The organism is Streptococcus atopicus (genome assembly GCF_049166725.1).
GTDB lineage: Bacteria > Bacillota > Bacilli > Lactobacillales > Streptococcaceae > Streptococcus > Streptococcus hominis.
Genome location: NZ_JBMHFC010000003.1, coordinates 181,546 through 204,221, shown reverse-complemented (window position 1 = coordinate 204,221; position 22,676 = coordinate 181,546). Strand labels below are relative to the sequence as shown.

The window sequence follows — 22,676 nt, the reverse complement described above, 5'->3', positions numbered from 1 at the left end:
GCCAAATATTTTTGTGTGAACTTGGTTTCACTAAATTTAACGCTCTTAGCATTTAAGGAGAAATTATGACAAAAACCTATCATTTTATCGGGATTAAAGGCTCTGGGATGAGTGCCTTAGCATTGATGCTACATCAAATGGGACATCACGTTCAGGGAAGCGATGTGGAGAAATATTATTTTACACAACGTGGCTTAGAACAAGCAGGGATTAAAATCCTACCTTTTGATGAAAAAAATCTTCAAGCAGATGTAGAAGTCATTGCGGGAAATGCTTTCCGTCCGGATAATAATATTGAAATTGCCTATGCCGATGCCAATGGAATTTCTTATAAGCGCTACCATGAATTCCTTGGAACCTTTATGCGTGATTTTGTCAGCATGGGAGTGGCAGGGGCACATGGAAAGACATCAACGACGGGTATGTTGGCACACGTTTTGTCAAACATTACGGATACCAGTTATCTGATTGGTGACGGGACGGGGCGCGGCTCTGCAAATGCGAAATACTTCGCATTTGAAGCAGATGAATATGAACGTCATTTCATGCCTTATCATCCTGAATATTCAATTATCACGAATATTGACTTCGACCACCCAGATTATTTCACCAGCTTAGAAGATGTTTTCAATGCTTTTAATGATTATGCTAAGCAAGTTAGCAAAGGGTTATTTGTTTACGGTGAAGACAAAGAATTGCGCCGGGTCACAGCTAATGCTCCTATTTATTACTATGGCTTTAAGGAAGGTAATGACTTTATCGCTCATGATTTACTTCGTTCTACAACGGGTTCTAGCTTTAAAGTTTCTTTCCGTGGGCAAGAATTAGGAGAATTTAAGATTCCTAGCTTTGGTCGTCATAATATTATGAATGCAACAGCAGTCATTGGTTTGTTATACACCGCTGGATTTGATTTGAATTTAGTTCGGGAGCATTTAGTCACTTTTGGTGGTGTGAAACGTCGCTTCACTGAAAAAATGGTCAATGGAACGACAATTATTGATGACTTTGCTCATCACCCTACTGAAATCATTGCAACTTTAGATGCAGCTCGCCAGAAATATCCAAGTAAAGAAATTGTTGCGATTTTCCAACCACATACTTTTACTAGAACCATTGCACTTTTGGACGAATTTGCCGAAGCCTTGAACCAAGCCGATGCTGTTTATTTGGCGCAAATCTATGGTTCTGCGCGTGAGGTGGATCACGGAGATGTCAAAGTAGAAGATTTGGCTGAAAAAATTATCAAAAAGGCAGAAATTATTACTGTTGACAATGTTTCGCCATTGTTAGAACACCCAAATGCTGTTTATGTTTTCATGGGAGCTGGGGATATTCAGACTTATGAATATTCTTTTGAACGTTTGCTATCTAATTTGACAAGCAATGTCCAGTAATCTAATACCACAAGTCACACAAGTTACCTTTCGAGAAGCTGCTTCGGAAGATTGGGAGACAATCGTTGCGATTGAGGAGGCGAATTTCTCCACAGAAGCAGCTGGTGCAGAAACGCTCCAAAAATGGATTGAACAGGGTCAAACGAACTTTTTAATAGCAGAATTAAATGAGAAAATAGCTGGCTACATTGTAGGGTCAGCCGTTTTTTCACGTCATTTGACAAATGAAATGATAGATAATTCGTCAAAACAGCAGCGAGATTCTGATTTTATGACGATTCAGCGCTTGTCCATTCATCCAGAGTTTAAAGGTCAAGGGCTGGGAACTTTGCTTTTAGCTGCTTGCAAAGAAATAGCTGTTGCACGAAATCAGAAAGGTCTTCAGCTGGTTTGTTCAGATGAGTTGATTTCTTACTACGAAATGAATGCTTTCATAAACGAAGGAATTTCTGAAAGGGTAGATAGCCATGCTATTTTATATGAACTTGTTTGGGATAATCCATATTTTAAGGAGGAACAATGAAGATTAGACAGGCAAATTTAGCAGATTTGGATGCTATTACAACTATTGAATGGGAAAACTTTGGACCAGAAGAAGCTCTGAGTAGAGATATTTTAGAAGCCCATATCCAAAAACTAACAACCAGTTTCTTAGTCGCTGAACGAGACGGTCAGATTTTAGGCTACCTTGAAGGACCTGTTCGTCCTGAGCGCCATTTAGTAGACCAATCCTTTACTTCTGAGGTAGAAGATTATAGTCATTTGACAGACCATTATATTTCGTTGACCAGTTTATCTATTGCTAAAAATGCTCAAAATATGGGGTTAGGTCGAAGTTTGTTAAATGCAATGAAGGATATTGCTGTTCGCGACCAGCGTTTGGGAATCAACTTAACTTGTCATGATTATTTGGTAGCTTACTACGAAAAACATGGTTTTATCAATGAGGGTGTATCCCAATCTACCTATGCAGGTGAAGTTTGGTATGATATGCTTTGGAAAACTCCCAATAGTGGGGAAAAGAATTGATTATTCTGTAGAATGCTTGAAAGAAAGGCATTCTCTTATTGCTTTTCTTTACCTTTTAAGATATAATAGTAGGGATATTGAACAAGGAGGTCAACTATTTGGCTGAAGATTCACAAGAAAAAGAAGGGCTGAGTTTTAAAGAGCAGATTCTGTGCGACTTGGCAAAAGCAAAGGGAACTGAACAACCAAAACCTGTAGAAGAATCTAATGACTTGCAGGAAAAGTTAGGTTTGGGCCAATCTGTGCTTCCTTCTGCACAGGAAGAGGAGAAAACAACTGCTTCTGAAACGGATATACCAAAAGTTCAAAAAGAAGAAAGTGGCGAACCAGAGCCAGCTCCTTTAGAAAGTCCCCTTCCAACCGTTGAACAAATAGAAGCCGAAACGGCAGCTAGGGAAGAGAAAGAGTTTAATACTCATACAACGAAAGTTCCTGTTTCTTATCCAACCAATCAAGCGGTTGAAGAAAGTAAAGCTCCGGAAGAATTGGTTCAACCTGCAGTTTACGGAACAGAGCAAGACACAAAGAAACTTTCTCGTTCAAATCGGACTGCTCAAACGATTAACACGAAGAAGCGTCAAAACAAAATCGCCGGAAAAATCGTCAAAACGGTCTTAATTTTGCTACTTTTAGGGATTGGTTTAACTGGTTTCTTTGCTTATCGCTATGTTACATCAGCTTTACAACCAGTTGATGCGACAAATACAAAGTATGTGACGGTTAAGATTCCGACTGGATCGAGCACCAAAGCAATTGGAACGGTCTTGGAAAAAGCTGGTTTGATCAAAAATGCTCAGATTTTTAGCTATTATGCTAAGTTTAATAACTATGCAGATTTTCAATCGGGTTATTACAATCTGCAAAAGAGCATGAGTTTGGATACGATTGCTAAAAAGCTACAGCAAGGTGGAACGGATACTCCGCAGGATCCTTCAATGGAAAAATTAACCATTCCAGAAGGATATACGATTGACCAAATTGCAAAAACGATTGCGAAGTTGAAGAAAAGTAAATTGTCTTCGGATACGTTCTTAAAGAAAGTGCAAGATGATAATTTTATCACTCATGAAGTTGCAAAATATCCAAATTTATTAGGCAACTTAGCGAAAAAAGAGAGCGGTGTTAAGTATCGCTTAGAAGGTTATCTTTTCCCTGCTACTTACAATGTGACCGATAGCACAACTGCTGAAACGCTCATTGACCAAATGTTAGCAGCAATGGATAAAACCATGTCGCAGTATTATGATGTTTTAGCCTCAAAGAATTTGACTGTTCACGATGTTTTAACAATTGCGTCCTTGGTTGAAAAAGAGGGTTCAACAGATCAAGACCGAAAAAACATCGCAAGTGTCTTTTACAATCGTTTAAATCAAAACATGCCTTTGCAAAGTAATATTGCAATTTTGTATGCTCAAGGGAAGCTTGGTCAAAAGACAACCTTAGCAGAAGACGCTGCGATTGATACTAATATTGATTCGCCTTATAATGTTTATAAAAATACCGGTTTAATGCCTGGTCCTGTAGGCAATCCTAGTCTTTCTGCTATTGAAGCGACTGTTAATCCAGCTAAAACGGATTATCTTTACTTTGTAGCTAATACAGAAACAGGAAATGTTTATTTCGCAAATACCTATGAAGAACATGAAAAAAATGTTCAAGAACATGTTAATAGTAAATTGACACAATCAAGTAGTTCAAGTTAAAAAAGCGGGACAAAATCGTAACTTTTAAAACTTGATTTTGTTCTACTTCTGAGCAATGATGTATAAGTCTAAAAAGATTGCTACAAGTGTATTTTAGACTAGATGAAGAATGCACCTTGCAAAGCAAGCGAATATTAAAAAGAAGCTGGGACGAAAGTTTCCAGCTTCAAAGTATAAAGTATATAGTTATAATAAACCAACGACGCAGTTGCTGATTGCTCAAAGCATTGCTTTGAGGTGGCGGATAGAACTTGAAAAGCAAATCTCAAAGCTGTTTGCTTTTCAAGTTCGGAAGAACACTTTTGACAAAAACTTTGTTTTCTTTATCCACCACCTCAACAGTCTGGGAGACTGTTGAGCAACCCTGCGGGGGTGAGACTAGGAACTAAAATTTTCAAGATGAGTTCTGTCCCACTCCCTCTTTATTTTAAAAATAGAAAGAAGAAAAAATAATGGCAGAAAAAACTTATCCCATGACCCTTGAAGAAAAGGAAAAACTTGAAAAAGAATTAGAAGAATTAAAATTAGTTCGCCGTCCAGAAGTGGTAGAACGTATTAAAATTGCTCGCTCTTATGGAGACTTATCAGAAAACAGTGAGTATGAAGCAGCCAAAGATGAGCAGGCTTTTGTTGAAGGCCAAATCTCAAGTCTGGAAACCAAGATTCGCTATGCTGAAATTGTAAATAGCGATGCAGTGGCGCAAGATGAAGTCGCTATTGGTAAGACTGTTACAATTCAAGAAGTTGGCGAAACGGACGAAGAAGTCTATATGATTGTTGGTGCAGCAGGAGCAGATGCTTTTGCAGGAAAAGTTTCTAATGAAAGTCCTATTGGACAAGCTCTAATTGGCAAGAAAACAGGCGATACAGCTACAGTTGAAACACCTGTGGGCAGTTATGATGTAAAAATCCTAAAAGTCGAAAAAACGGCATAATTAAAAATGAGTAAGATGAGCCCCCGTGATTGTAATAGTACCACGGGGGTTGTCTCTGCAAAACATAGAGGAGAGAAGTATGGCTCGTAAGTCTCAAGTAATTTTAACCAATATGTGTCTGATTGAAGATAATCAAAATCGCATTGTCATGCAGATCCGTGATCCCAAGATGTATTCTTGGTCAGGAGCAGCCTTACCCGGCGGACATATAGAAGAAAAGGAGAGCCTCCACCAAGCAGTTGTGCGTGAAATTTATGAAGAAACGGGACTAACAATCTATCATCCTAGACTAGTTGGTATGAAACATTGGTACACGGCAGAAGGCATTCGTTATCTGGTCTTTCTTTATCGCACAAATGAATTTTCAGGACATCTCCGTTCATCAGAAGAAGGTGAAGTTAGGTGGGTGGCGCGTGAAGAGTTAGATACTCTCGAATTGGCTTATGATTTAAAAAATTTGCTACGTATTTTTGATGACAAATCATTGTCAGAATTATTTTATAGTGAACGCTTAGAAAATGATTTTGTTCGCGAATTTTGGTAAGTTTATTTTTGAATGAGAACATTTAAATTGAACGGCAAGCAAAAAGCTGGAATGATTGTTCCAGCTTTTTTTGTTCATCTTGAACGTTGTTTTCCAGCATTACGATTTTTCTTTTTATTTTGTTTTCTATTTTCAATAACGGCCTGTGCTTGAGGTGTCACATCTTTTTTACGACCAGAATTTTTAATGGCTTTAGGTGGATTATTTTTGTATTCTTCAGCTACGCGTTTTCTAAGCTGAGGACGGATGTAATGATTGATAATCAATTGTTGGATAATCATGATGAAACCGCCGACTACCCAGTAAAGTGTGACACCTGCTGGAGCTGTGAAAGAAAAGATAACAATCATGAGCGGGCTCATGTACATCATTTTTTTCATTTGTTCTTTTTGAACTTCATCAACACCAACAAGAGTTAAAGCAGACTGGATAAAATACAAAACACCGACGATAGCAGTAAGGAGAATGCTGGCTTTTCCGAGTGGAATTCCTAGGAATACACTCTTAGCTACTCCTTCAGTATATTGAGCAGAGAAGTAAAGGGCAGAGAAAAATGGCAATTGAATCAGGAGGGGAAGACATCCAATCCCACCAAGCATATTGACACCATTTTCTTTTTGAGCAGCCATGAGTGCTTGCTGAGCAGCCAGTTTTTCTTCTTGTGTTTCCGCATTCTTCATGCGTTCTTGGATCGGCTCAAAAATAGGCTTCAAGTAATTCATCTTTTCAGATTGGTAAGTTGATTTCCAAGACTGATAGAGTCCAAGTGGAAGGATAATCAAGCGCACAATCAAGGTGACGATGATAATAGCGACACCAAAACCAAGTCCCATATTATTAGCAAAATACTGAATGGCAAGGCTCATTGGTCTTCCGATAATATCCCAGACAAATCCAGCAGGCTTGCCATCTTTGACTTGCACACATCCTGAGAGTAGCAGAAGTATAGACAGCCCTAAACCTGAGAATAAAATACGATTTAATTTTTTCACGTGTTTGTTTCCTTTTTCTAAAAAATAATACCTTTCTATTCTACTGTTTTTTTCCTAAATATACAATAGTTCTTGGGACCTAATTTGCAATTTTAAAATCTGAATAGGAATCAAAATTAGCCATTGTGACATCTAAATAGCTGACTTTTGAAAATGGCGTTGGTCCTTTGCGGATTTCTTGGATAAATTTCGCCATGAGGGCAGAATTCTCCGCTTGTGCTAAGATCTCTACAGTTCCGTCTTCATTATTCCAGACACGTCCAGTGATGCCACCGATTTCTGTGGCAAGTGTGTAAACACCCCAACGAAAGCCAACTCCTTGCACGCGACCTTGTGCAATCATTCTTACTTTTTGCATGTGAACCTCCTTTTTGTGATATAATAGTTCTATGAATATTATAACCTCAAAAGCTAATAATGTGGTAAAAAATACCAAGAAATTACTTCAAAAAAAGTATCGGAAAGACTCATACTTAATTGAGGGCTGGCATTTATTTGAAGAAGCAGTCCAAGCACAGGCTGAGTTTCGGAATATCTTTGTTTTAGAAGAATTTGTTGATAGAGTGCAAGATTTTCCTCAAGTTCATGTGGTGACGGCAGATATTTTAGCAGATTTGGCTGATTCCAAAACACCGCAGGGCATCGTGGCAGAGATTGCTTTTGAAAAACAATCTGCTCCTTCATTTCTCAAAGGGAAATATCTCTTTTTAGAAGATGTGCAGGATCCCGGAAATGTAGGAACGATTATCCGAACGGCTGATGCAGCTGGTTATGATGGAGTGTTTATTTCGCAGCATTCGGCAGATATTTACAATCTTAAAACCCTACGCTCCATGCAAGGCAGTCATTTCCATTTACCTATTTATAGAGTGAGAACATCAGATTTTCTTAATCTTACCAAGCAAGTACAATTGCCGATATTAGCAACGACGCTTTCAAAAGATTCGATGGATTATCGAGAGTTAGCACCACTGTCGGATTTTGCTCTTGTGTTGGGAAATGAAGGACAGGGTATTAGTCATGAAATGGCAGAAGCAGCTGATAACCTCATTCATATTTCGATGAAAGGACGAGCTGAGAGTTTAAATGTCGCCGTGGCAGCAGGCATTCTCATCTTCGCTTTAAGCTAAAATTTAGAAATGTATTTATAATTAGAAGCACATGGAGGTGGTTCTATGCTTTATAAAGAAGATAAAGAGTATATGGAGCATGTTGGACAATTGATTGCTCAACCACGCGTCCAGAAATTAAAAACCATAACACACCATATTTATTCCAATCGCTTGGAGCATTCGATTCATGTTAGTTATACGAGTTATAAAATTGCGAAAAAATTAGGTTGGGATGCAAAAAGTACCGCACGTGGTGGACTTCTGCACGATATGTTTTATTATGATTGGCGGGAAACGAAATTTAATAAAAGCCATGCTTGGGTACACCCTCGCTTAGCAGTGCGAAATGCACGGAAAGTAACCAATTTAAATAAAGTAGAAGAAGACATCATTCTCAAACACATGTGGGGAGCAACATTGGCGCCGCCACGGTATAAAGAAGGCTATATTGTCACTATGGTGGATAAATACTGGGCAATCAAGGAAGCCATGGCGCCAGTTCGGAAAAGAATTGCTAAAAGAAGACTTTTTCATCGAAAAATGTTAAAATCGTAACATATCATAATAAAGGAGAGAGCTTATGAACAATACAGTTATTCAAGAAAATAGTGGTATCAATAGTTTTTACGCTAAAGTTTATTCATTAGTCGGTATGGGGATTGGCATTTCTGCCCTTGTCTCGGCTTTGATGTTAACAATATTTCAAGATGTGATTTATTCAGTAATAATGGCGAATAGTTGGATTTTTTACTTAGCTATTTTTGCTGAGTTGGTTCTTGTCTGGGTAGCTTCAGGGATGTCTGCCAAAAACAATCCAGCTGCATTGCCAACTTTTCTAGTTTATTCGGCTTTAAATGGCTTTACGATTAGTTTAGTATTGGCTCTTTACACACAAGCAACGGTTTTAGCAGCCTTCGTTACTTCTTCAGCGATGTTTTTTGCTATGGCATTGATTGGGAAATTTACCAAAAAAGATCTTTCTGGCTTGGGTAGAGCCTTTATTGCAGGTCTGATTGGAGTTATCATCGCTAGTTTGGTGAATATTTTCCTTAGAAGTTCTGGACTAGATTTCATCATTAGCATTATTAGTGTGATTATCTTCTCTGGATTGATTGCTTGGGATAATCAAAGAATCCGCTATGTCTATGAGCAATCAGGCGGAAATGTAGCGGCTGGTTGGGCAGTTTCACTCGCCTTAAGCCTTTACCTTGATTTTATCAATCTGTTCCTCAGTATTCTTCGTATTTTTGGAAGAGATAATTAAAAGTAAGAATTAGAAGTTGGACTGGTTTCAGCTTCTTTTTTTATGATATAATAAAGCAAATGAAAAGAAAGTATGAGGCTTGCTATGAAAGAACCATTTCTCAGTCGCGAAAAGTTAGCTGAAATCACTGCTCAATTTCCAACTCCATTTCATTTGTATGATGAGAAAGGAATTCGTGAGACAGCTCGTGCACTTCAGGAAGCCTTTTCTTGGAATCAAGGATTTAAAGAGTATTTTGCAGTAAAGGCAACTCCGAATCCGGCTATTTTGAAAATCTTGAAAGATGAAGGCTGTGGAGTAGATTGCGCCAGCTATGTAGAACTTTTGATGAGCCAAAAAGTAGGCTTTTCAGGAAATGACATGATGTTTTCGTCCAATGACACGCCTGCAAAAGAAATGCAATTTGCGCGTGAATTGGGAGCTACTATCAATCTTGATGCTTATGAAGATGTTGCATTTTTACAGGAAGTGGCGAGCATTCCAGAAGTTATTTCTTGCCGCTATAATCCAGGCGGTGTGTTTGAATTGGGAACAGATATTATGGATTCTCCAGAAGAAGCCAAATTCGGGATGACCAAAGAGCAGCTTATTCAGGCTTTTAAAGATTTAAAAAAGTTGGGCGTTAAAAAATTTGGGATTCATGCCTTATTAGCTTCTAATACTGTTACGAATGATTATTATCCTGAATTAGCCCGTCAGCTATTTGAATTAGCCGTTGAGGTCGTAGCTGAGACCAATGTGGACCTGGATTTTATCAATCTTTCAGGCGGAGTAGGCGTTCCTTATCGTCCAGAAGAAAAAGCAAATGACATTTTAGCGATTGGGCAAGGAGTTCGCCGAGTTTATGAGGAAATTTTAATACCTGCAGGTTTAGGAAAGGTTAAAATTTTTACGGAACTGGGACGTTTTATGCTGGCCACTCATGGGTTATTGGTGACGAAAGTATTGCATAAAAAGAAGACTTATCGCACTTACATTGGTGTAGATGCTTCAGCAGTGAACCTGCTGCGTCCTGCTATGTATGGCGCTTATCATCATATTACAAATATGGATCACCCAGATGGACCGACAGAAATAGTGGATGTGGTCGGCAGTCTTTGTGAAAATAATGATAAATTTGCCATTCAGCGCGAACTGCCGATTACCAATATTGGGGATACCCTAGTGATTCACGATACAGGAGCGCACGGTTTTTCAATGGGCTATCAGTACAATGCTAAACTTCGTTCAGCTGAAATTTTACTGGAAGAAGACGGCGGTGTACGAATGATTCGGCGTGCTGAAATACCAGAGGATTACTTCGCAACTTTGTATGGCTTTGATTTTGAAAAATAGACAATTTTTGATATAATAAGAAGATGTAAAAAGGGAAAAGAGGATTACATATTTATGAATTTACTATTAGCTATTTTGTTGATTATTCTGGCTTTCTTTGGTGGCATGCTCGCTGGAATGTATCTAATTCGCAAACAAATTGAAAAAGAATTTGCAGACAATCCACGTTTGAATATTGATGCGGTTCGTACAATGCTATCTGCAAATGGACAAAAACCAAATGAAGCAAAGGTACAACAAGTGTATCGTCAAATTAAAAATCAACAAAAAGCAGCACTTGAAAATGCTAAAAAGAAAAAATAAGCTGTTAAAACAGTATAAAATTTGATTTTTAAAGAGATAACTGAATGGGGATTTGGGCCTTGCACCCAGTCCCTTCTTTAGAAAGAAGAACTTATGGATAATCGACCAATTGGTTTTTTAGACTCAGGCGTGGGCGGTTTGACAGTTGTTCGCGAACTGATGCGGCAGCTTCCACATGAGGAAGTGATTTATATCGGTGATTCTGCGCGTGCGCCTTATGGACCAAGACCAGCAAATCAGATTCGCGAGTATACATGGCAATTAGTGCAATTTCTCTTAACTAAAAATGTCAAAATGATTGTTCTTGCCTGCAATACAGCTACTGCTGTGGTTTGGGAAGAAATCAAAGAAAAATTGGATATTCCAGTTTTAGGAGTGATTTTACCAGGAGCTAGTGCGGCAATCAAAGCCTCTCAACATGGGAAGATTGGCATTATTGGAACGCCAATGACGATTCAATCAGATATTTATCGGCAAAAAATCGAGCGTCTCTTACCGGAAGTGGAGGTGACAAGTCTTTCTTGTCCCAAATTTGTACCGCTAGTAGAATCTAATGAACTGTCGTCTAGCATTACGAAAAAAGTGGTCTATGAGAGCTTGATGCCGTTAAAAGGCAAGGTAGATACTTTAGTGCTAGGCTGTACGCATTATCCTTTGCTAAAACCAATCATTCAAAATGTAATGGGACCAACAGTGAAACTGATTGATAGTGGAGCAGAATGCGTGCGGGACATTTCTGTTTTGCTCAATTATTTTGAGATCAATCACAGCAGAGAAGGAGAACTTCCTCAACACCGCTTTTTTACCACAGCAAATGCAAAAAGTTTTGCTGAAATTGCAGAAACGTGGTTAAATAAAGAAATAAATGTGGAGCATGTGACCTTATGAGTAGCAAAATTTATGAGTATAAAGATACCCAAGATTGGTATGTTGGAGAATGGTCTTCTCGTGGCGAAACTTTCCATTTTAAGGATGTTGATTTGGAAGAACTCAGTCGTATGGAAGAAGAGCTTTGTCAATTAGTAGTTGAAGAGCAGTCTTTTTCTGTTGCAGTGATTCAATATAACTCCATGATGTCTTTTGTTCAATTTGTCTTGCAAATGATTAACGAGAACCAAGATTCACAGTTTCAGGCACAATTTCATAAGGGCGCTATTCTGATTACGGAAAAGGGACAGTTAGTTTTAGTGCATTTGCCTAAAAATGGGATTCAGCTGAATGATTTCTTTTCTCAACAAGAATTGTCAGGTTTGACAGTAGGAGATACGATTTTAATTGCTACTCGTAATGAGGGGAAAACTGCTGAGTTCCGCAAAATCTTTGAAAAATTAGGCTACAAAATTGAAAACCTAAATGACTATCCTGATTTACCAGAGGTCGCAGAAACTGGGATGACTTTTGAAGAGAATGCTCGTTTGAAAGCAGAGACCATTTCTAAGCTGACTGGCAAAATGGTATTGGCGGATGACTCAGGCTTAAAAGTGGATGCACTAGGTGGTCTTCCTGGAGTTTGGTCTGCTCGCTTTGCTGGAAATGATGCAACAGACTTAGAAAACAATGCAAAATTGCTACATGAATTAGCAATGGTTTTCGACTTGAAAGATCGCTCTGCACAGTTTCATACCACTCTGGTAGTGGCAAGTCCTGACAAAGAAAGTCTGGTCGTAGAGGCTGACTGGCCAGGCTATATCAATTTTGAGCCGAAAGGTGAAAATGGATTTGGCTATGATCCTTTATTTTTAGTAGGTGAAACAGGCAAAACATCTGCAGAATTAACAATGGAAGAAAAAAACGCTCAATCACATCGAGCTCAAGCAGTTCAAAAATTAGTGGAGGTATTTCCAACATGGCAAAACAAACCATCATCGTAATGAGTGATTCTCATGGAGATCGTGCTATTGTAGAAGAGATAAAGACCTATTATCTCGGAAAAGTAGATGCTATTTTTCATAATGGTGATTCTGAGCTGCCAAGTGATGACGAAGTGTGGCAAGGAATTTACGTTGTAGCAGGGAACATGGATTTCTATGATGGTTATCCAGATCGCTTAGTGACAGACTTAAACGGCACCATTATTGCGCAAACTCACGGACATCTTCAACAGATCAATTTTGGTTTTCAAAAATTGGATTTCTGGGCACAAGAGGTAAATGCAGATATTTGTTTGTATGGGCATTTACATATTCCAGATGCGTGGATGGAAGGAAAAACACTCTTTTTAAATCCAGGTTCTATCAGCCAACCGCGCGGTGTTATCAATGAGCGACTTTATGCTAAGGTAGAGATTAGTGATGATGCATTTCAAGTGGACTATTATACGCGTCAACACGAACTGTATTCTCGCCTATCAAAGGAGTTTACTCGATGATTGCCAAAGAATTTGAAAATTTTCTCTTACAGCAAGAAGATACTTTTTTAACACCGGCAGAAAACTTGGCTGTTTTAATTGATACTCACAATGCTGATCATGCTATTTTGTTGTTAAGTCAGATGACCTACTCACGAGTACCCGTGGTGACAGATCAGAAAAAGTTTGTTGGCACCATTTCGCTAACAGATATCTTGTCTTATCAGATGCAGCACGAAATTCCTGATGAGGAATTTATGACAACGGATATTGTTCACATGGCGAAAAAAGATGACCTGACAGTCGGTCCAGATTTTACATTGACAGAAGTGCTGCATAAGTTAGTAGATGAGTCCTTCTTGCCAGTCGTTGATCAGGACAATACATTTCAAGGAATTATTACACGCAAGTCTATCCTAAAAGCAGTTAATGCTCTTTTGCATAGTTTTGCGAATGAATATGAGATTCATCCAAAATGAAAGAAGAAATAACAACCTTTTTAGAAGGAAAAAATTTATCTGACAATTCAAAAACAGCTTATTTTTATGATTTGGAGCAATTCGTAGATGTGACCCATGCAAAAATTACAGAGACCAATCTGCGGATTTACCAAGCTTCTATCGCTGACTTTAAACCTTCTGTTCAGAAACGAAAATTATCTGCTGTCAATCAATTTTTGCATTATTTATATAAGCAACGATTGATTTCAGACTTTTATCGTTTGGAGTTGCCAAAAGTGGGAATCCCGAAAGAACACGATGCGGAAATTTTGGATTTGTCTGATTTTTATGCAGATACAAATCAATACAACGGTCGCTTGATTGCGCTTCTCATTTTAGAAATGGGGCTTTTACCAAGCGAAATTTTGCAGTTGAAAGTAGCAGATGTCAATCTGGATTTTCAGATTATTCGCATTGAGAAAGCAGGTCAAAAGCGCATTGTGCCCATTCCAGACCAATTGATTGGAGAATTGGAAACAACTCTGGAAGGAACTTACTTGTTAGAAAAGAATGGAAAAAGCTATTCGCGGCAATGGGGCTTTCGTCAATTAGAAGCTTTTTTGATTGAAAAAAATCAAGCTACTTTATCAGCTCAGAGTTTGCGGGAGCAATATATTTTACGCCAGCGAGAAAAAGGCGTAGAAATATATGAAATTGCGCGCAATTTAGGCTTGAAAACAATGATGACGTTGGAAAAATACAGATAATGGACATAAAAATTAAAGATTTTGAAGGCCCATTGGACTTATTGCTTCATTTGGTGTCAAGATACCAAATGGATATCTATGATGTGCCGATTACAGAGGTCATTGAGCAATATTTGGCTTATGTGGCGACGCTTCAGGCTATGAAGTTAGAAGTGACGGGAGAATACATGGTTATGGCAAGTCAGCTCATGTTGATTAAAAGCCGAAAACTCTTGCCAAAAGTAGCTGATAGCTTAGAAACTGAAGAGGATTTGGAGCAAGATTTGCTTTCTCAAATTGAGGAATATCGGAAATTCAAATTGTTAGGTGAGAAAATGGCGGAGCAACATGAAGAACGAGCTCTTTATTATTCCAAACCTAAAATTGAATTGGTGTATGAAGATGCAACATTGCTCCATGATAAGACAACGATTGATTTGTTTTTGGCTTTTTCTAAATTGATAACGCAAAAAAGAGAAGAATTTGCTCAAAGTCATACAACGATTGTCAAAGATGAATATAAAATCGAAGACATGATGGATGTGATACGTGATCGCTGTCATTCTCAGGAAAAAATAGCTCTGCAAGCCATTTTTTCAGAAACAAAAGATATGAACGAAGTGATTACCTTATTTTTAGCGACATTGGAACTAGTAAAAGTCCAAGAAATCCAAGTAATGCAGGAAGAAAATTTTGGGAATATTTATCTAATAGGAAAAAGAAATGAGTAAGTTAGCAGAGATTGAAGCCCTGCTCTTTGTGGCGGGCGAGGACGGCTTGCGTGTCCGTCAACTGGCAGAGCTCCTCTCTATGCCTCCTACGGGAGTGACACAGAGTTTGGAGAAATTGGCAGAAAAGTATCAAAAAGATGAAGATTCAAGTCTTGCCTTGTTAGAGACGTCGAATACTTATAAAATTGTTACCAAGCAAGATTTTGCTGAATTGTTGCGGGAATATTCAAAAGCCCCTATCAATCAAAGTTTATCAAGAGCTGCCTTGGAAACTTTGTCCATTATTGCTTATAAGCAGCCCATTACGAAAGTGGAAGTGGATGAGATTCGTGGAGTCAATTCTAGTGGTGCGATTTCAAAGTTGCAGATATTTGACTTGATTCGTGAAAATGGAAAAAAAGAAGTGCTAGGGCGCCCAAATCTTTATGTGACAACGGATTATTTTTTGGATTATATGGGAATCAATAGCTTAGAAGAATTGCCAATAGTAGAAGAAACAGAGTTAATAGCAGAAGAAAGTCAGCTATTTACTGAAAGGATAGAGGATGAGAATCAATAAATATATTGCCCATGCTGGGATTGCGAGCCGTAGAAAGGCAGAAGAGTTGATAAAACAAGGGCTTGTCACTGTGAATGGACAAGTTGTTCGTGAGTTGGCGACGACGATCAAGTCAGGTGATCGTGTTGAGGTCAGTGGTCAGCCGATTTACAATGAAGAAAAAGTGTATTATCTCTTAAACAAGCCTCGCGGTGTCATTTCTAGCGTGACAGATGACAAAGGTCGTCCAACGGTGGTTGATTTGTTGCCAAATGTCACAGAGAGAATCTATCCAGTTGGTCGACTTGATTGGGATACGTCGGGTGCTTTGATTTTGACAAATGATGGCGATTTTACAGATGAGATGATTCATCCTAGAAATGAAATTGATAAGGTCTATGTAGCTCGTGTCAAGGGGGTGGCTGATAAAGAAGTTCTCCGTCCCTTGACAAAAGGTGTGGAAGTTGACGGCAAAAAAACCAAACCAGCGGTTTATGAAATTCTGAAAGTAGACCCGGTTAAGAATCGTTCGGTTGTCCAGTTGACCATTCATGAAGGACGAAATCATCAAGTGAAAAAGATGTTTGAAGCGGTTGGTTTGCAAGTAGATAAACTTTCTCGTACGCAATTTGGTCATTTGAATTTAACAGGTCTTCGTCCGGGTGAAGCTCGCCGTCTCAATAAAAAAGAGGTCAGTCAGTTACATAACCTAGCTGTGACGAAGAAAAAATGATGAAAAAAATCTTTATCGCATCAGTGCGTTTTTATCAAAAGTTTATCTCGCCAGCCTTTCCACCTTCTTGTCGCTATCAGCCGACTTGTTCAAATTATATGATTCAAGCGATTGAAAAGCACGGTGCTAAAGGGGTATTAATGGGAATATCACGTATTTTGCGTTGTCATCCTTGGGCAGAAGGAGGAGATGATCCTGTGCCGGATGTATTTAGCTTGAAGCGTAACTATGCAGAAGACAAAGAAAGAGGTTGAGACGTTTCCTCTATAAAAGGGGCAACCAGAGATTCTTTATAAAATACTATAACTTAATAGTACAAATAAGAAAAACGAACAATTTTGACATTCTAACTAACAGAAAATTAAAATTGCTCGTTTTTTGTATTTCTCGCTGGCCTTTTGTTGCCTGTTCATCTCATACTCAATGAAAATTGGAAAGTTTTAAAGGCATTCGCTGTGTGAAATCTAACTATCTTTTCTATAAAGTCAGCTTAGACGAACGATTAAAATATCTTGAATCTACTTCGTGTTTACTCTTCATTTAAAGACTGATATAATAATCATGAAAGCGCTTGTAAATTTAATTTTAAAAAGGAGAACAAATGGTTTTGGAAACAAGAAATATTGCTATTCAAGGTACTTATGGTGAGCGATTCCAGCATTGTTGGGGATGCGGTCCTAAGAATGAGTCAGGCTTGCATTTAAAAACTTATCCTAGTCTAAACGGAACTAGCTGCATTAGCAAGATAACACCAGCTCAACAGTATACCGGTGGTGTTCCAGCTAATCTATTTGGCGGTATGATTGCCATGATTTTTGACTGTCATGGTACCGCTTCAGCAGCCTGGTTTGCTCATCAAAATAAGGGCTTAGATTTGACAGAAGAAACGGTCATTGGACGATTTATCACAGCTCGCTTGGAAATAGATTATAAAAGTCCAACGCCCATTGATGAGGAAATTACGGTCATCTCTCGACTTGAAGAACTAGGCCAAAGAAAAGCCATTGTGGCAATGGAGATGACAGTAGCGGGTCAGGTGCGTGCCAAAGCTAGAATGGTAGCAATCGCAGTGAAAGATAACATGTAGTATGTTTCGAAGATGAGACTACGCACTAAATTGTTGTTTCATTTAGTTCCTATACGGTAAATTTTAAAAAAGTGAAAAAATGCTTTTTCTATAATATAATCAGAGTGAAAAATTATGGAATGTTAGTTTGTCTCTAACATTCTTTTTGTGTTTAAATAGAATCATCATAGCTTATCTGATAAGAAGTAGATAGTATACTAATCTCAGTGGAGAATGAGTAAGAGTTATTGTTGCTTTTTGCGATAAACATAATAAACTACTAATCACAAAGATCTCACTAGGATTACACACCTAATGAAGACTTTATATTGGCTTACATAGTTTTTTAAACAAGTGTAGCAAAATCATGGAATTTATTTAGGTTTCATCTATTTAAAATTTTTTTAATTATTTGAATACCCGTGGTGCTAGTTAAGTTCAAAATAGCTCAAATTATAAGCCAATAGGATTTGTTCAATCCTCAGTTGTAGTCCAGCTACTCCTCTGGCGAAGGTGTGTTCCATATCAAAGAGAGCACATAACTCAGAAAAGCAAGTTTCAATGGTTCGCCTCATAGCCAGTAATCTCCCATTGTTATGCTGGCTCGCGCTTCCCATATTCTGACGCAAGGGTGTCCATAAATGATACCCTCTCTGTTTCAACCGATCTTTAAGAGCCTGGCTGAGATAACCTTAATCTGCTAAAATCACAGATTGTTGGCAGCCTTCCAATAAATCCTCCACCGCTTTGATATCATGAACAGAAGCTGAGGTGACAATATAGTTCAGAATATAGCCAGATAAGGTAACGAGCATGTGAACTTTGAAACCGTAAAACCACTGGTGTTTTGACGCATTGTAGCCAATGTCTGCCACTCCTTCGAAAATACTTGCTCTATGGTTGCGAACAGACTGACAAAGTGGTAGAGGGAAACTGTCCATGATAACAATATTATTAGAGGGCGCTTGGTCATTCATCGCTTGTCGAATGAGTTGTAGCAACCAAATCAACTGTCTTGAGCGACGATTAAAGCGACTTCTTTCAAGCAGTCGACCACAGGGAAATAGTTGACAGATTCGGTGAAAATGACGTTGCGATTTGATTCCTAGTTCAGCTTGCAATAACAGTAGGACTAATAGAGATTCATCCGAAACTTTTAGAGGACTATACAAAGGCTATCAATGAAAGACCTAGACGAATCCATGGCTATCAGTCCGCAAAAAAGCTGTTTGAGCTAACTCAAACAGCTTGAAAGATACTCAATTAATCAGAGGAACAACTTTGTTGCACTTGACTTGACAATTGGGAAAAATAAAAAATTAGCAAAGAAGCATTTCCACTAAAAAATAAAAGACAAACCTACCAAAATGGTGATTTGTCTACAGTCTGAGATGTTAGTTCTATGACCAGTGAGTTTCAGGCGATATGCTATCGTTTTGACCATGTCTGTGGCATAAAGAGCAGGATCATTGGGTAAATTTCTAAACGCCCTGCAATCATGGCAAGAGAGAGTAAGAGTTTGGAAATAGGACCAAAGATTGCAAAGCTATCAGTTGTTCCTAACATTGGTCCAATGTTGTTGAAACAGCTAAGAACGGCACTGACGACTGTCATCAAGTTATTATTATCTAAACTAACGATGAAAATGAGAAAGATGATAATCATCGTATACAGAACAAGATATTTTAAAATTTTATGCTGGGTGTCTTTGTCAATGACACTATGATTGACGTGCAGAGTCAATACCCGCTTTGGTGAGAGGGTGGACAATACTTGATTTTTAGCAATGCGGACTAAGATTAAGCAACGAACCACTTTTAAACCGCCGGCGGTTGAACCAGCGGACCCTCCTATGCACATGAGAATGAGGAGAATGAATTGAGAAAATAGTGGCCAAGCTGAGATGTCCCCTAAACCAAATCCAGTTGTGGTAATAATATTAGAGACTTGAAAAAATGAAATCTCCAAAGTTTGAGAGAGGTTTTGGTAGATATGAAAGACATTAAGGCAGATAAAAATGGTTGCGGATGCTACAATAATGAGATAGGTTCGTAATTCTTCGTCACCAAAAAGGGCTTTGAATTTTCGTAGTAGTAGGAAATAATACAGATTAAAATTCACACCAAAGATGAGCACACCAAAGCTCACTAAATAAGTAATCAATGAGCTGTGATAATGCGCAATACCATCATTGTAAACACTAAAGCCTCCTGTTCCCGCTGTTCCCATGGCAATGATAAAACTATCAAATAAAGGCATTCCTGCCAGATAATAAATCACTACAAAAATAGCAAAAAGTGCTAAATACAGCAAATAGAGAATTTGTGCAGTGTCCTTTAATTTAGAGACAACTTTCCCAAAAACAGGACCAGGAACTTCTGCTCGCATCACTTCCAAATGGCTATTTTTATTATTTTCCATAATAGCAAGAGCAAAGACAAGTACTCCCATACCTCCGATTAAGTGGGTAAAACTGCGCCAAAAGAGGAGGGAATGCGACAAAACAGAAACGTCTGGTAAGATTGAAGCTCCAGTTGTTGTAAAGCCTGAACTGATCTCGAAGAAAGCATCAATGAGATGAGGAATTTGTCCCGAAAAAACAAAAGGAAGAGCTCCAAAAAAGGACCAAAGTATCCAGCATAAGGCGACAATCAGGACCCCTTCTTTGGCATAAATGTGATGATTTTTAGGTTTAAAAGAGATACCTAAAAATCCGACTGCTAAGAGAATACCAATTGTGGTGCAAATTGAGAGCAGGTTTTGATTGGGTTCATGATAGATAAACGCTACAATGAGTGGAATTAGCAGTAACCCTGCTTCAATGATTAACAATTTTGAGAGGAGGAAACGAATCATACTTCTATTCATGGCTTACCTCTCTAACAAATCATATATTTGTGTGATATTTTGGATCAGAGTTGTGACGATGATTTGGTCACCGATTTGAATGTGGTCTTCCCCCATTGGGAAAATAGGTTTTCCATTTCGGATAATGGCAGCAATCAAGACACCTTTTTTCAGTTTGAGGCTGGAAAGTGGTCTTCCAGTCATTTTATTTTCTTCCTTTATTTGAAATTGCAGAGTTTCAAGTTGTCCATTGGCCAGGTGGTGCATGGCCTGTAAATCAGAATATTGAGCATTCATACGTCCGCGGACAAAATGCATAATCGTGTCAACAGCAATTCTCTTTGGTGTTACAATGCTTGAAAATTCCTGACTATCAATGATTTCAAGCAAGCTAGTCCGATTGACTTTCGTGATATTTTTTTGCACACCCATGCTTTCAAGGAACATAGATGAAATGATATTTTCCTCATCGACACCAGTCAAAGTGGCAACAGCGTCATAGTGCTGCGCACTTTCTTCCAGAAGAATATCTTTTGCAGTACCGTCACCTTGAACGATATGTAAATGTGGAAATTCTTGACTAAACCATTCAGCATGCTTTGGATTGATTTCAATCACTTTTAGTTTGATTTTGCTATTTTTAAAATATTAAGTAGATAGTAGGCGATTTTTCCTGCACCAATGAGCATTAAACTTTTAATGACTTTGGGTCGCACGAAATTATGGAAAAGAATGACTTCTACCCGATTTCCGGTGACATAGATAATATCATTCTGTAAAATGGTAATTTCACCGTCTGGAATGAGCAATTGTCCATTGCGGTTAATGGCACAAATCAAGACATTGCCAAATTTTTTGCGAAATTGAGACATGGTCATCTGACAGAGGTCACTATTTTGCTTAACTTTAAATTCCATTAAGCTGACGCGTCCATTGGCAAATCGCTCAACAGAGAGCGCATTTGGAAACTCAATGATATTTGCAATATAGCGTGCTGCTAGTAATTCAGGATTGACTATAAGAGAGAAACCAAGGATATTTTTTTCTTTAAAATAAGAATTAGAATACTCTGGATTGCGCACTCGGACAATCGTTTCTTTTGCTCCCATTCTTTTTGCCAACACAGCTGATACCATATTGACTTCATCGTGCTCTGTCATGGCAATGAAAATATCGCAATGCTCTACATCAGCTTGCTCTAAAATTTTAAAATTGGCACCGTTACCAACAATGCCCATAATATCATAACGCTTGGTGATGCGATTCAGTACGGCTTCGTTTTGCTCAATGAGAATCACATCGTGTTTTTCAGCCACAAGTGAACGACAAAGTGCAGAGCCTACTTTACCGCCACCAACGACAATAATTTTCATGTTATACCTCCCAAGTATCCCCCTCTATCATACCCTTTTTTTGCAAAAATTTCATCGTTTTGAAGAAAGAAAAAGAGATATTTTATTCAGAAGAGTCTAGTAATTGAAAATAAAAAGATAAAACTTGAAAATTCGTCATATAAATCTAGAAAATATAAAAAAATAAAGCTTTTTTTGTTGACATATGCTAAGAAAGTGATATACTAAGAAAGTACCCTCATTGATTTACCTCAAACCTGTTGTGATGTAAGTTAATGAGCCTTAAACCATGCTGTCTGCTGAGCTTGACTCCGGGCAGCGTGGCTATTTTTTTGCTTGGTAGCAATCACAGTTCACTAAGATAGATGAGAAGGCTATAAGATATGACAACATTTCAAAATCACATTGTTCTTTTTGAACCACAAATTCCTCAAAATACAGGAAATATCGCACGGACTTGTGCGGCGACCAATTCTCCTCTTCATATCATTTTACCAATGGGATTTCCGATTGATGACCGTAAGATGAAACGAGCTGGCTTGGATTATTGGGATAAGCTGGACATCACTTATTATGACAATTTAGAAGAGTTCATGAGTAAAATGGACGGACAATTGTATTTGATTTCTAAGTTTGCGGAGAAAGTTTATGCAGAAGAAAATTTTGCAACTGCTGGAAATCACTATTTCATGTTTGGGCGTGAGGATAAGGGATTGCCAGAAGATTTTATGCGTGCTCATTCTGAAAAAGCCCTGCGGATTCCGATGAATGATGAACATGTCAGAAGTTTGAATTTGTCAAATACAGTCTGTATGCTGGTGTATGAAGCCTTGCGGCAACAGAGTTTTGCAGGTTTGGAGCTAGTACATCACTATGCACATGACAAATTAAAATAGGATTTCTTAAAAGAATGGACGACATCGGATAAAATGCTTGCTCTAGCAGGCTTTTTTTGTTATGATTAAAGGGTCTTCAGGGCAGGGTGAAATTCCCGACCGGCGGTAATTTGCAGCCGTTGACAATCTTTTGTTTTTATATAGCGTTGGAGTTTCATGGTATATCTTTGTAGTGCCACTTCATTTAAAAACAAAATTTTTGCCAACTGGATAGCTGTTTTAAGTCCGCGAGCGTAAGCTGATGTGGTGTAATTCCACAACCGACAGTACAGTCTGGATGGGAGAAGACGAAAGGCAATGAAGAAGGTCTAAAAGTACAGCTTTTAAATTTTATTTAAGGAGATTTTCTTATACCATTTCAAAGGT

At 38.3% G+C, this 22,676-nt stretch carries 26 protein-coding genes, 3 pseudogenes and 1 riboswitch; of the genes and pseudogenes, 24 read left to right on the top strand and 5 right to left on the bottom strand.

Annotated features, from left to right (window positions below; all coding sequences use genetic code 11):
- Positions 1-65 precede the first annotated feature (65 nt).
- The 7 genes from murC to ACOMA9_RS03555 all read left to right on the top strand — a co-directional run bounded on the left by murC (position 66) and on the right by ACOMA9_RS03555 (position 5,608).
- Complete coding sequence (gene murC / locus ACOMA9_RS03585; RefSeq protein WP_151379993.1) at positions 66-1,397, top strand: UDP-N-acetylmuramate--L-alanine ligase; 1,332 nt, start codon at positions 66-68, stop codon at positions 1,395-1,397.
- Positions 1,387-1,920, top strand: a complete 534-nt coding sequence (locus ACOMA9_RS03580) for a GNAT family N-acetyltransferase (RefSeq protein ID WP_003041370.1) — start codon at positions 1,387-1,389, stop codon at positions 1,918-1,920. The genes murC and ACOMA9_RS03580 overlap by 11 nt, the downstream gene beginning before the upstream one ends.
- Positions 1,917-2,426, top strand: coding sequence for a GNAT family N-acetyltransferase (locus tag ACOMA9_RS03575; RefSeq protein WP_003029948.1), 510 nt, complete (start codon positions 1,917-1,919; stop codon positions 2,424-2,426). Before ACOMA9_RS03580 ends, ACOMA9_RS03575 begins: the two co-directional genes overlap by 4 nt.
- A gap of 98 nt (positions 2,427-2,524) precedes the next feature.
- Positions 2,525-4,129, top strand: a complete 1,605-nt coding sequence (gene mltG / locus ACOMA9_RS03570; protein WP_330945350.1) for an endolytic transglycosylase MltG — start codon at positions 2,525-2,527, stop codon at positions 4,127-4,129.
- A 109-nt stretch (positions 4,130-4,238) separates the two neighbouring features.
- Positions 4,239-4,487 carry a hypothetical protein gene (locus tag ACOMA9_RS03565; RefSeq protein ID WP_106083588.1) on the top strand — a complete coding sequence of 83 codons (249 nt, stop codon included), beginning with the start codon at positions 4,239-4,241 and terminating at the stop codon, positions 4,485-4,487.
- A gap of 94 nt (positions 4,488-4,581) precedes the next feature.
- Positions 4,582-5,064, top strand: a complete 483-nt coding sequence (gene greA / locus ACOMA9_RS03560; protein ID WP_003029952.1) for a transcription elongation factor GreA — start codon at positions 4,582-4,584, stop codon at positions 5,062-5,064.
- A 79-nt stretch (positions 5,065-5,143) separates the two neighbouring features.
- Entirely contained in the window at positions 5,144-5,608 is a 465-nt protein-coding gene (locus tag ACOMA9_RS03555; protein WP_330945349.1) for an 8-oxo-dGTP diphosphatase, read from the top strand.
- A gap of 74 nt (positions 5,609-5,682) precedes the next feature.
- On the opposite strand, the gene yidC is transcribed toward ACOMA9_RS03555, so the two are convergent.
- Positions 5,683-6,600 (bottom strand): membrane protein insertase YidC, encoded by a 918-nt coding sequence (gene yidC / locus ACOMA9_RS03550; protein ID WP_151379994.1) that lies wholly within the window; start codon positions 6,598-6,600, stop codon positions 5,683-5,685.
- Positions 6,601-6,679: 79 nt separating this feature from the next.
- Positions 6,680-6,958 carry an acylphosphatase gene (locus tag ACOMA9_RS03545; RefSeq protein WP_003029956.1) on the bottom strand — a complete coding sequence of 93 codons (279 nt, stop codon included), beginning with the start codon at positions 6,956-6,958 and terminating at the stop codon, positions 6,680-6,682.
- 31 nt (positions 6,959-6,989) lie between these two features.
- Here ACOMA9_RS03545 and ACOMA9_RS03540 point away from each other — a divergent pair, with 31 nt between their 5' ends.
- From ACOMA9_RS03540 to ACOMA9_RS03470, 15 genes are all read left to right on the top strand, one after another.
- Entirely contained in the window at positions 6,990-7,730 is a 741-nt protein-coding gene (locus tag ACOMA9_RS03540) for a TrmH family RNA methyltransferase (protein ID WP_247906207.1), read from the top strand.
- A gap of 45 nt (positions 7,731-7,775) precedes the next feature.
- Positions 7,776-8,267 carry an HDIG domain-containing metalloprotein gene (locus ACOMA9_RS03535; RefSeq protein ID WP_126407599.1) on the top strand — a complete coding sequence of 164 codons (492 nt, stop codon included), beginning with the start codon at positions 7,776-7,778 and terminating at the stop codon, positions 8,265-8,267.
- Positions 8,268-8,292: 25 nt separating this feature from the next.
- Entirely contained in the window at positions 8,293-8,976 is a 684-nt protein-coding gene (locus ACOMA9_RS03530; protein ID WP_003029961.1) for a Bax inhibitor-1/YccA family protein, read from the top strand.
- Positions 8,977-9,060: 84 nt separating this feature from the next.
- Positions 9,061-10,311: a diaminopimelate decarboxylase gene (locus tag ACOMA9_RS03525; protein ID WP_421424666.1), complete on the top strand. Its 1,251-nt coding sequence runs from the start codon at positions 9,061-9,063 to the stop codon at positions 10,309-10,311.
- Between the two features lie 54 nt (positions 10,312-10,365).
- Positions 10,366-10,614 carry a YneF family protein gene (locus tag ACOMA9_RS03520; RefSeq protein ID WP_421424664.1) on the top strand — a complete coding sequence of 83 codons (249 nt, stop codon included), beginning with the start codon at positions 10,366-10,368 and terminating at the stop codon, positions 10,612-10,614.
- Positions 10,615-10,707: 93 nt separating this feature from the next.
- A complete protein-coding gene (gene racE, locus ACOMA9_RS03515; protein ID WP_022526600.1) occupies positions 10,708-11,502 on the top strand; it encodes a glutamate racemase in 795 nt (264 codons plus the stop codon).
- Positions 11,499-12,485, top strand: a complete 987-nt coding sequence (locus ACOMA9_RS03510; protein WP_421424662.1) for a nucleoside-triphosphate diphosphatase — start codon at positions 11,499-11,501, stop codon at positions 12,483-12,485. Before racE ends, ACOMA9_RS03510 begins: the two co-directional genes overlap by 4 nt.
- The gene (locus ACOMA9_RS03505; protein WP_421424661.1) at positions 12,461-12,982 is read left to right on the top strand and encodes a metallophosphoesterase; all 522 of its coding nucleotides are present in this window, start codon (positions 12,461-12,463) and stop codon (positions 12,980-12,982) included. The genes ACOMA9_RS03510 and ACOMA9_RS03505 overlap by 25 nt, the downstream gene beginning before the upstream one ends.
- Positions 12,979-13,440: a cyclic-di-AMP-binding protein CbpB gene (gene cbpB / locus ACOMA9_RS03500; protein ID WP_024051492.1), complete on the top strand. Its 462-nt coding sequence runs from the start codon at positions 12,979-12,981 to the stop codon at positions 13,438-13,440. The genes ACOMA9_RS03505 and cbpB overlap by 4 nt, the downstream gene beginning before the upstream one ends.
- Positions 13,437-14,168: a site-specific tyrosine recombinase XerD gene (gene xerD, locus ACOMA9_RS03495; RefSeq protein ID WP_003023642.1), complete on the top strand. Its 732-nt coding sequence runs from the start codon at positions 13,437-13,439 to the stop codon at positions 14,166-14,168. The genes cbpB and xerD overlap by 4 nt, the downstream gene beginning before the upstream one ends.
- Positions 14,168-14,878, top strand: a complete 711-nt coding sequence (locus ACOMA9_RS03490; RefSeq protein WP_421424658.1) for a segregation/condensation protein A — start codon at positions 14,168-14,170, stop codon at positions 14,876-14,878. Before xerD ends, ACOMA9_RS03490 begins: the two co-directional genes overlap by 1 nt.
- Positions 14,871-15,437, top strand: coding sequence for an SMC-Scp complex subunit ScpB (gene scpB / locus ACOMA9_RS03485; protein WP_421424656.1), 567 nt, complete (start codon positions 14,871-14,873; stop codon positions 15,435-15,437). Before ACOMA9_RS03490 ends, scpB begins: the two co-directional genes overlap by 8 nt.
- The gene (locus tag ACOMA9_RS03480) at positions 15,424-16,149 is read left to right on the top strand and encodes a pseudouridine synthase (RefSeq protein WP_003023648.1); all 726 of its coding nucleotides are present in this window, start codon (positions 15,424-15,426) and stop codon (positions 16,147-16,149) included. Before scpB ends, ACOMA9_RS03480 begins: the two co-directional genes overlap by 14 nt.
- Positions 16,149-16,403 (top strand): membrane protein insertion efficiency factor YidD, encoded by a 255-nt coding sequence (gene yidD / locus ACOMA9_RS03475; protein ID WP_151380003.1) that lies wholly within the window; start codon positions 16,149-16,151, stop codon positions 16,401-16,403. Before ACOMA9_RS03480 ends, yidD begins: the two co-directional genes overlap by 1 nt.
- A 347-nt stretch (positions 16,404-16,750) precedes the next feature.
- Positions 16,751-17,236, top strand: coding sequence for an acyl-CoA thioesterase (locus ACOMA9_RS03470; RefSeq protein ID WP_151380001.1), 486 nt, complete (start codon positions 16,751-16,753; stop codon positions 17,234-17,236).
- A 407-nt stretch (positions 17,237-17,643) separates the two neighbouring features.
- On the opposite strand, the pseudogene ACOMA9_RS03465 reads toward ACOMA9_RS03470, so the two are convergent.
- Positions 17,644-18,372 (bottom strand): annotated as a pseudogene (locus tag ACOMA9_RS03465) (IS982 family transposase); the annotation flags it as partial.
- Between ACOMA9_RS03465 and ACOMA9_RS03460 the strand changes: the two are divergent.
- Positions 18,363-18,467 (top strand): annotated as a pseudogene (locus ACOMA9_RS03460) (IS30 family transposase); the annotation flags it as partial. The pseudogenes ACOMA9_RS03465 and ACOMA9_RS03460 overlap by 10 nt on opposite strands.
- Before the next feature lie 176 nt (positions 18,468-18,643).
- Here the strand turns inward: ACOMA9_RS03460 and ACOMA9_RS03455 are convergent.
- Positions 18,644-20,083 carry a TrkH family potassium uptake protein gene (locus ACOMA9_RS03455; RefSeq protein WP_106083787.1) on the bottom strand — a complete coding sequence of 480 codons (1,440 nt, stop codon included), beginning with the start codon at positions 20,081-20,083 and terminating at the stop codon, positions 18,644-18,646.
- 3 nt (positions 20,084-20,086) lie between these two features.
- A pseudogene (trkA, locus tag ACOMA9_RS03450) lies at positions 20,087-21,435 on the bottom strand (Trk system potassium transporter TrkA).
- A 362-nt stretch (positions 21,436-21,797) separates the two neighbouring features.
- Here trkA and ACOMA9_RS03445 point away from each other — a divergent pair.
- Positions 21,798-22,310, top strand: a complete 513-nt coding sequence (locus ACOMA9_RS03445) for a tRNA (cytidine(34)-2'-O)-methyltransferase (protein ID WP_003041332.1) — start codon at positions 21,798-21,800, stop codon at positions 22,308-22,310.
- Between the two features lie 68 nt (positions 22,311-22,378).
- Positions 22,379-22,603: riboswitch (FMN riboswitch) on the top strand.
- Positions 22,604-22,676: the final 73 nt, after the last annotated feature.